Source organism: Oerskovia gallyi (assembly GCF_014836745.1).
GTDB lineage: Bacteria > Actinomycetota > Actinomycetes > Actinomycetales > Cellulomonadaceae > Oerskovia > Oerskovia paurometabola.
The window spans coordinates 1-8264 of the sequence record NZ_JACSQE010000013.1 but is presented as its reverse complement, the minus strand read 5'-3'; the positions used below and the strand labels follow the sequence as shown (position 1 = coordinate 8264).

At 71.6% G+C, this 8264-nt stretch carries 11 protein-coding genes; 4 read left to right on the top strand and 7 right to left on the bottom strand.

Annotation, left to right across the window (positions count from 1 at the left end; translation table 11 throughout):
- Nucleotides 1-194: 194 nt before the first annotated feature.
- On the bottom strand, nucleotides 195-995 hold the full coding sequence (locus tag H9640_RS15355) for a sigma-70 family RNA polymerase sigma factor (RefSeq protein ID WP_191791656.1): 801 nt from the start codon (nucleotides 993-995) through the stop codon (nucleotides 195-197).
- A 233-nt stretch (nucleotides 996-1228) separates the two neighbouring features.
- On the opposite strand from H9640_RS15355, the gene H9640_RS15350 reads away from it, so the two are divergent.
- Genes H9640_RS15350 through fliW form a run of 4 tightly spaced genes read left to right on the top strand, consistent with a single transcriptional unit; the run spans nucleotide 1229 to nucleotide 4448 of the window.
- Nucleotides 1229-1717: a flagellar protein FlgN gene (locus tag H9640_RS15350; protein ID WP_138825802.1), complete on the top strand. Its 489-nt coding sequence runs from the start codon at nucleotides 1229-1231 to the stop codon at nucleotides 1715-1717.
- A 12-nt stretch (nucleotides 1718-1729) separates the two neighbouring features.
- Nucleotides 1730-3148 carry a flagellar hook-associated protein FlgK gene (gene flgK, locus H9640_RS15345; protein ID WP_191791655.1) on the top strand — a complete coding sequence of 473 codons (1419 nt, stop codon included), beginning with the start codon at nucleotides 1730-1732 and terminating at the stop codon, nucleotides 3146-3148.
- A gap of 59 nt (nucleotides 3149-3207) precedes the next feature.
- On the top strand, nucleotides 3208-4083 hold the full coding sequence (gene flgL, locus H9640_RS19750) for a flagellar hook-associated protein FlgL (protein ID WP_307823970.1): 876 nt from the start codon (nucleotides 3208-3210) through the stop codon (nucleotides 4081-4083).
- Nucleotides 4083-4448: a flagellar assembly protein FliW gene (fliW, locus tag H9640_RS15335; RefSeq protein WP_191791654.1), complete on the top strand. Its 366-nt coding sequence runs from the start codon at nucleotides 4083-4085 to the stop codon at nucleotides 4446-4448. Before flgL ends, fliW begins: the two co-directional genes overlap by 1 nt.
- A gap of 139 nt (nucleotides 4449-4587) precedes the next feature.
- Here the strand turns inward: fliW and H9640_RS15330 are convergent, their stop codons facing one another.
- The 6 genes from H9640_RS15330 to H9640_RS15305 form a co-directional block, all read right to left on the bottom strand.
- The gene (locus H9640_RS15330; protein WP_191791653.1) at nucleotides 4588-5073 is read right to left on the bottom strand and encodes a hypothetical protein; all 486 of its coding nucleotides are present in this window, start codon (nucleotides 5071-5073) and stop codon (nucleotides 4588-4590) included.
- A gap of 59 nt (nucleotides 5074-5132) precedes the next feature.
- On the bottom strand, nucleotides 5133-5495 hold the full coding sequence (locus H9640_RS15325; protein WP_191791652.1) for a response regulator: 363 nt from the start codon (nucleotides 5493-5495) through the stop codon (nucleotides 5133-5135).
- The gene (locus tag H9640_RS15320) at nucleotides 5492-5962 is read right to left on the bottom strand and encodes a chemotaxis protein CheX (protein WP_191791651.1); all 471 of its coding nucleotides are present in this window, start codon (nucleotides 5960-5962) and stop codon (nucleotides 5492-5494) included. Before H9640_RS15320 ends, H9640_RS15325 begins: the two co-directional genes overlap by 4 nt.
- Nucleotides 5959-6342: a response regulator gene (locus H9640_RS15315; RefSeq protein WP_138825814.1), complete on the bottom strand. Its 384-nt coding sequence runs from the start codon at nucleotides 6340-6342 to the stop codon at nucleotides 5959-5961. Before H9640_RS15315 ends, H9640_RS15320 begins: the two co-directional genes overlap by 4 nt.
- A complete protein-coding gene (locus tag H9640_RS15310) occupies nucleotides 6339-7151 on the bottom strand; it encodes a CheR family methyltransferase (RefSeq protein ID WP_191791650.1) in 813 nt (270 codons plus the stop codon). The genes H9640_RS15315 and H9640_RS15310 overlap by 4 nt, the downstream gene beginning before the upstream one ends.
- Nucleotides 7148-8264, bottom strand: a 1117-nt coding sequence (locus H9640_RS15305; protein WP_225227316.1) for a protein-glutamate methylesterase/protein-glutamine glutaminase, incomplete at its 5' end; no start/stop codon positions are given. The genes H9640_RS15310 and H9640_RS15305, both read right to left, overlap by 4 nt.

The following is an 8264-nucleotide window of genomic DNA, read 5'->3' as shown; positions in this document are numbered from 1 at the left end:
TACGGAACGTGTTCAGTGCAGAGACGTTCGTGTTGACGCTGAAGCCCATGATGAGTCCTCCGTGAGACGGGCGAGAAAGATGGTCCCCCAGCCCATCCATGGGCCGGTCGACCACGACTGTCGGCACGGATCGCGCCGTCGTCTGGCACCGAGCGGGTGAGATCTCGCCGCAGGTCGTCGCCGCGACCTCGGGGTCAGGAGGCCGCGGGGGTGGACCAGGCGGCACGGCGGGTCGCGCCACCGGCGACCCTGTCCCCCACGTCGGCCAGGTACTCGCGACGGCGTGCGGACAGCGGCGCCGTCGAGCCCCGTGCCTCCCGGTCCGAGTAGTGCGCCTCGAGCCCCTCCCGCAGCAGGCGGACCGCCTCGATCCGCGCGTGCGAGACCGTCGAGTGCCCGATGCCGAGCTCCTCGGCGAGCGCGCCCACGGTACGGCCGCCGAAGTAGACCTCCTCCACGATGTACCGCAGCTGCTCGGGCAAGGCCGCGACGGCCTCGCGCACGACGTGCCGCTCCTCGGTCGCGAGCACCTGCTCCTCGGGGCTCGGTGCGTCGAGGACCACGTGCTCGTACATCGTGTCGTCGACCGCGACGATCGAGCGGCCGGCGTCGTCGCGGATCGCCCGGACGTCCGCGACCACGACGCCCATCGCCTCGGCGACCTGGGCGTCGGTCGGCTCCCGGCCCAGGGACGCCGTCAGCGTGGCCTCGACCGCGGTGAGCTCCTTGATCCGCTTGCGCGCCGACCGGGGCGCCCAGTCCTGGGACCGCAGCTCGTCCGACAGGGCGCCGACGATGCGGCGTCGGGCGTACGCACCGAAGGGCACCCCCCGGGCCGGGTCGTACGCCGTCGCGGCCGTCGTCAGCGCGATCGCCCCCACCGACGCGAGGTCCTCCCGCGAGAGGTGGTCCGCTCGGGCGCACAGGTCGGACACGAGGAAGCCGACGAGGGCAAGGTTGTCGACGACGAGAGCGTTGCGCTCGGAGAGGTTCACGCCGAAGCACCTTTCTGCTGGGCATCTGCTGGGGCACCCTGCGTCGCACCGCCCCGGGTGGGCACCGGGGAGGACGCTGCGAGGTACGCGGTAGCGACCGCGTCAAGGACTCCCATGCGGATCGGTCGACGATCAGTCGCCACATCCGCGCCGCAGCGACCGACAGTGGTCTCCGAGCGGGCCTCGCGGCCCGCCGTCCCGACCGACCACGCCGCACGTAAGGGAGAGCCGCATTGGGCCCTCAGGAGCTGTCGACCCTGTTGTGGCGAGAGCGTGAGCTGTTGGAGATGCTGCTCTTCAAGCTCGAGGAGGAGCAGCTGCTCCTCACGGCCGGCCGCACCCGCTGGCTCGCGCACGCCAACCGTGAGGTAGAGACGGTCATGGAGAAGGTGCGCGAGGCGACCCTCGTGCGCACCGTCGCCTCCGAGACGGTCGCCTCGTCCTGGGGGTTGTCCCCCGACGCCACGCTGCGTGAGATCGCGGCGGCCGCGCAGAGCACCGGACCGTGGCGCGAGATCTTCGAGGGGCACCTCGCCGGCCTGACCGAGCTGACCGTGCGCATCAAGACCGTCCGGGACACCAACACCCAGATCGTCAACCACGCCTCACGTTCGACGCAGGAGACCCTCGCGACGCTCGGCGGTGAGGCGCGGACCTACGACGCGACCGGCGCCGCCACGGCGCAGTCCGCCGTCGCCCGCCTCTTCGACACGATCCTGTAAGGAACCGCGCCCATGAGCTCGTTCGCCATCCTCAACACCGCCCGTCAGGGCCTGAACGCCGCACAGGCCGGTATCGATGTGACCGGTCAGAACGTGGCCAACCTCAACACGAACGGCTACACGCGTCAGCGCATCCAGCAGTCGTCCGTCTCCCCGCTGGCCGAGATGGGCCTGGCGCGCTTCGCCCAGCCCGTGCGCAACGGCCAGGGCGTGAGCATCGACGGCGTCGCGCGGCTCGGGAACCTCTTCCTCGAGTCCCGCGTGCGGCAGACCGCGTCGAACGAGGGGTACTCCGTGGTGCGCGCCACGGCCTTCAACGCGGTCGAGGACATCCACGGCGAGCCCTCGGACACGGGCATGTCCGCGACCCTGCAGTCGTTCTGGAGCGGTTGGCAGGACGTCGCGAACGCCCCCGGGAAGGAGGCCCAGGCGCGCGTGGTCATCGAGCGCGCGGTGGGCATCGTCGACCGGCTCGTCGCGGGTCGCGCGGAGGTCGCCGGGCAGTGGCAGCAGTCCCGCACGAGCGCGACCTCCCTCGTCTCGGAGGTCAACGCGATGGCGGACAAGGTCGCGGCCCTCAACGCACAGATCCGCGACGCCGCAGGTCAGGGTGTCTCGACCAACGAGCTCGTGGACCACCGGAACCAGGTGACGGCCTCGCTCGCGCAGGTCGCCGGCGCCCAGGCCAGCATGAACCCGGACGGCACGGTCAGCGTCCTGCTGGGCGGCAACCTGCTCGTCGACGGCACCACGACCAACCCGGTCAAGCTGGCCGGGTCGCAGTCGATGGACGGCGTGACCACGGACCCTGTCCGCCTCGAGTGGGCGCACCGCGCCGGCGCGCAGGTCGCCCTCGAGGGCGGGGACCTCGCGGGGCACCTGTCCGCCCTGGCGCCCGCGTCGTCCGGTGGCGTGTACGCCCAGGCCGCGGCGGGCTACGACGCCCTCGCCTCGACGATCGCCGCCCAGGTCAACGCGCTCCACACGACGGCCCAGACGACGACGGGCGCGCCGGGCGGTCCCTTCTTCGTCTTCGACGCGGGCAAGCCCCCGGCGTCAGGCATCAAGGTCGCCGTCACCGACCCCTCGCAGGTCGCCGCTGGCGGCGGCGGTGGCGCGCTCGACGGGTCCGTCGCGGACAAGATCGCACGACTCGGCGTCGCGTCCGACGGTCCCGATGCCGGCTGGTCCGCGCACGTCGCGACGATCGCCGTGAAGTCGAGCTCGGCGACGTACGACGCGAAGCTCGCGACCATCGCGTCCACCGCGGCGTTCTCCGACCTGCTGTCCAACTCGGCCGTCTCGCTCGACGAGGAGACCGTGAACCTCGTCCAGTACCAGCACGCCTACCAGGGGGCCGCGCGCGTCCTCACCGCGGTCGACGAGATGCTCGACCAGCTCATCAACCGCACGGGCCGCGTCGGCCTGTGACCCACCAGAACCGTCCGCCGCGCCGGCCCGCCGGCCCGCCCGTCTCCTAGGGGAGAACCGTGCGCATCACCAACCAGATGCAGGCCTCGTTCGTCACACGAAGCATGCAGGCCAACCTCGCCCGGATGGCCGAGCTCCAGGAGCAGGGCACGTCCGGACGCAAGCTCGTCCGTGCGTCGAGCGACCCTTCTGCGGCGGCCGACGCCCTGTCCGTGCGCAACCAGCTCGCCACCGAGAAGCAGTACCAGCGCAACATCGAGAACGGCGACGGCTGGCTCTCGACGCTCGACTCGGCGCTGCGGTCCGTCACGGACGTCGTCCAGCGCGTGCGCGACCTCGTGATGCAAGGAGCCTCCGACACGGCGTCGCCCGACGCGCGCGAAGCCATCGCGGTCGAGCTCGACGAGCTCCGCTCCGAGCTGCTGCGCCAGTCGAACACCACCTACCTGGGGCGCAACGTGTTCGCCGGCACGTCCGACGAGGGGGTCGCGTTCCGTGACGACTACACCTTCACCGGTGTCCCCGGCAGCAGCGTCGAGCGACGTATCGGTGCCGACTCGACCGTCCAGGTCGACATCGACGGGGCCGCGGTCTTCGGCGCCGGAGCGGGCTCCGTCTTCGCCCTCCTCGACACGGTCGTGGCCGACCTGCGGGCCGGCACGAACGTCCGGAGCCACCTCGGGGCCGTGGACTCCCGGCTGTCCGCCGTCCTGACCCAGCACACCACCGTCGGCGCACGGCAGAACCAGCTCGAACGCGCCACGGACACCAACGCCGACTCTCAGCTCGCGCTCAAGACGCAGCGCGCCGGGATCGAGGACGCCGACATCGCCGAGATCGCGATCGACCTCCAGCTCAAGCAGGTCGCCTACCAGGCGACCCTGAGCATCGGGTCCAACCTCCTGCAGCCCACTCTCATGGACTACCTCCGCTGATGACCACCATCACCTTCGTGACCCCGCCCCCCGGCCTCGCGGCCCGCCGGTTCGAGCTGCTCGAGGAGCAGACGGACGGCGTCTACACGCTCGCGGCGCTCGACACCCCTGGAGTCGACCTGCTCGTCGTCGACCCGAGCCGCTGGGTGCCCGACTACGCGCCCGCCATCCCGGCGGGCGACCTCGACCTCATCGGGGCGACCGACGAGGACCCCGTGGTCCTCGTGGTCGCGACCGCACGGGACGGGGTCGTGAGCGTCAACCTCATGGCCCCGGTCCTGGTGCACCCGGACACCGGTGCCGCGATCCAGACGATCCTCGACGGCCAGGGCCTCGACCTTCGTCGGGAGCTCGTCCCGGCCTGACCGCCGTCCGCACCGCACCGGGCGCTCTGCTCGTCCATCCCCGCTCGACGCACGACGCACGACGCACGACGCACGACGCACGAAGAGAGGCCCGTCCGGATCCCGGACGGGCCTCTCTTCGTGCGTGGAGACGTGACGACTACCGCAGGACGACCGTGTACGCGCCCCCGCCGTAGCCCGCGACCTCCACCTCGGCGTCGAGCCGGCGTCCCGTGCTGCGCAGGAACGACACGGCGGTGCCCGGCAGGGCGGCCCGCGTCGAGTCGAACACGTCGGCGAGCACCAGGTGCGGGGCGTCCTCGGTGTTGAACAGCCCGGCCGTGACGTTGAGGACCTCGGAGACGTTCTCGAGCAGGACGTCGCTGAGACGCCCGTCCGCCGCGGCGTCCTTCGCCGGTCCGGGAGGCATGAGCCCGATCGACGCGCCCAGGTACGCGCCCAGCGGGACGTCGACCGCGACCACGGCCTCGACCTGGCCGCGGTTGCTCAGGTACGTGGCCACGACGAGTCCCTTCGTCTCGGGCGTCATGAGCCGGCCGGCCGGCACGGCCGTGCACGCACGGCCGACCAGGCCCGCGTACAGGTCCTTGATCTCCTTGAGCTGAGGCAGGGGCGTGGTGGTCACGAGTGGGGTCCTCCGGGGTCTCTCGGTGGGTGGTTCGCTGGGGTGCGCGCGTGGTGCGGTCAGCGGAAGTGCGGGCGCAACGCCGACTCGAACGTGCCGGCGTCGAAGGGCTTGGCGATGAGGAACAGCGCCCCCTCGCTCTCCGCGAGCTCGCGCATCTGCGGCGAGCCCTCCGACGTGACGAAGCCGAACGGGACGCTCGAACCGCCCGCGCGCAGGGCACGCAGGAAGTCGATCCCGTTCATCTCGGGCATGTTCCAGTCCGACAGGACGAGGTCGGGCTTCTCCGCGCGGGTCAGGGCGAGCGCCTCGGCGCCGTCACCGGCCTGGACGACGTCCCAGTCGCCGAAGCCCGCCTGGCGCAGGGTCCGCAGGACGATCTGTCGCATGACGCGGCTGTCGTCCGCCACGAGGACTCTCACAGGTCTTCTCCGTTCGTCGAGGTCCACAGCTGGATGAGGATCGGGCCGCCCCACCAGAGCAGCGCCTGCTCGTGGTCGGCCGGGCGGGAGGCCGAGGGCTCGGAGTGCTCGACCACGGGCAGCGTCAGCGAGGACCCCTCGGGCATCATGGCCTTGAGGTTGCCCCCGACGACGTTCGCGACCTCCCCGAGCGCGTCCTGGACGTCCTCGAGCGTCACGGGCTCGTCGTCCTCCTTGAGCAGGAGCGAGCGGGCGAGACGGTCCGCGGTCTCACGGGCCGTGACGACCAGCGTGCGCGAGACCGCCGGCCCCACGATGTCGACCCAGGCGTACAGGGGGTCGGCGATCGGCTCCTCCAGAGCCTCCATGGGCAGGAGGAGCCCCGGCTCGCCGTCGACCATCGCCGTGAACAGGTCCTGCGCCATCGGGACGACGCTCTGGGCGAGCGTCGAGGTGGTGTCGGTCATGCGAGCTCCTTCTGCGGCAGCAGCCCGAGCATGTCGAGCTTGGCCTCGAGCGCGTCAGGGGTGAACGGCTTGATGAGGTACTCGTGCGCCCCTGCCGCGAGGGCGCGCACGATCTGGTTCTGCTCGGACTCGGTCGTGACCATCATGAGCGTGAGGTCGCGCCAGTCCCGGCGCTTGCGGACCTCCTGGACGAGCTCCAGTCCGTCCATCACGGGCATGTTCCAGTCGACGCACGCCAGGTCGAAGCGTTCACCGGCCTCGAGCAGGTCGAGCGCTGCGCGCCCGTCCCCCGCCTCGGCGATCTCGAAGCCGAGACCCTTCAACGTCGACGCGACGATGCGGCGCATCACGCGCGAGTCGTCGATCACCAGCGCTCTCATGCGCTGCCTCCTCGGAGTCGGTAGATGGAGCCGTGTGCGCCGTCGACGCGTTCCCACGCGGGATCGACACCGACGGTCGTCTCGGCGGCACCCAGGATCAGGTAACCGCCAGGTCTCACCCGGCTACGGAGCCGGGCGAGGATCGACTGCTTGGTGGGCATGTCGAAGTAGATGAGGACGTTGCGCAGGAAGACCACGTCGAACGTCCCGACGCCCGGAGGCGGCGTGAGCAGGTTGTGCTTCTCGAAGGTCAGGTTCCGTCGCAGCGCGGGGTCGACCTCCCACTCCGCGCCGGCCCGCCGGAAGTGGCGGACGAGCATCGGGGCGGGCAGCCCCCGGTTGACCTCGAGCTGGCTGTACCGACCCCCACGGGCACGGTCGAGCACCTGCGCGTTGATGTCGGTCGCGAGGATCCGGAAGCGCTGGTGCCCCTGCTCGGCCAGGACCATCGCGATGCTGTATGGCTCCTGACCCGTCGAGCACGCCGCGGACCAGATCGACAGGTCACCGTCGCCGTGGGCCGGCAGCACGACCCGTCGCAGGGCCGTGAACGGTGAGGTGTCACGGAACCACGACGTCTCGTTGGTCGTCATGGCCTCGATCACGCGCACGATCTCACCGCTCGAGCCGGTGCGCACGTACCGCTGCACGTACTGCTCGACGGCGTCGATGCCGTGGAGCCCCTTCTCCCGGGCCAGCGGTCCGAGACGAGACTCGACGAGGTACTCCTTGCCGGGGGCGAGCTGGATCGCGCTGTGCCGGCGGACCAGGTCGCTCACGAACGAGAACGACTGGGTGGACACGGTCATGCGTGTGCTCCTTCGATCGCCGAGACGACGGCGCGGGCGAGGTGGTCGAGCGGGAGGACCTGGTGGGCGTGCCCAGCCGTGACCACGGCACCCGGCATGCCCCACACGACCGACGAGGCCTCGTCCTGGGCGACGACGTGCCCCCCGGCCCCGGCGACCGCACCGGCACCGTCGCGCCCGTCCGAGCCCATGCCGGTCAGGACGAGCGCGAGCAGGTCGCCACCGAGCACCTGGACCGCGGACCGGAACAGGACGTCGACCGAGGGGCGCGTGAAGTTGACCGGTGGCCCGTCCGTGACGGTGGTCGCCAGGCTGGAGCCACGGCGCACGACCTCGAGGTGCCGCCCGCCGGGCGCGAGGTAGGCGTGACCGGGCGCGAGGATCTCTCCTCCGACGGCCTCGACAACGGTCGTGGGCCCCTCACGGTCGAGCCGTTCCGCGAGCTGGCGGGTGAAGACGGGCGGCATGTGCTGGACCACGAGGACCGGCACGGGCAGCGGCTCGCGGATCGCCGAGAAGACCCGTCGCAGCGCGTCGGGCCCTCCGGTCGAGGAGCCGACGACGACGGCGCGGACCGGACGTCTCGGCGCCGCCCTGCGCGTGGTCGGCACGGCGACCGGGGCAGCCCCTCCTGACCGGGCCGCCGCGGGCAGGCGGGCACCGGGCACGAGCGCCTTGATCTTGGGGACGAGCTCGAGCCCGACCCGTTCGAGTGCGGTCTGCACGGAGCCCGTGCCGCTGGGCTTGGTCACGTAGTCCGTGGCCCCGGCCGTGAGCGCGTCGAGCGTCGCCCCTGCTCCGCGCTCGGTGAGCGTCGAGAACATGATGACCGGCATCCGCCGCCCCGCGGCACGCAGGGCGCGCACCGTCTCGATCCCGTCGAGCACGGGCATCTCGATGTCGAGCGTGATCAGGTCGGGCTCGAGCTGCTCGACCTTCGCCAGGGCGAGGCGGCCGTCGGCGGCGGTCCCCACGACCGTGATCTCGGGGTCGCGCTCGAGGGTCTGCGTGACGAGGCGTCGGATGACGACCGAGTCGTCCACGACGAGCACGCGGATCACGCGTGACCTCCTGGGACCGTGGACGAGGCCGTGCGTCCGGCCGGGCACCTCA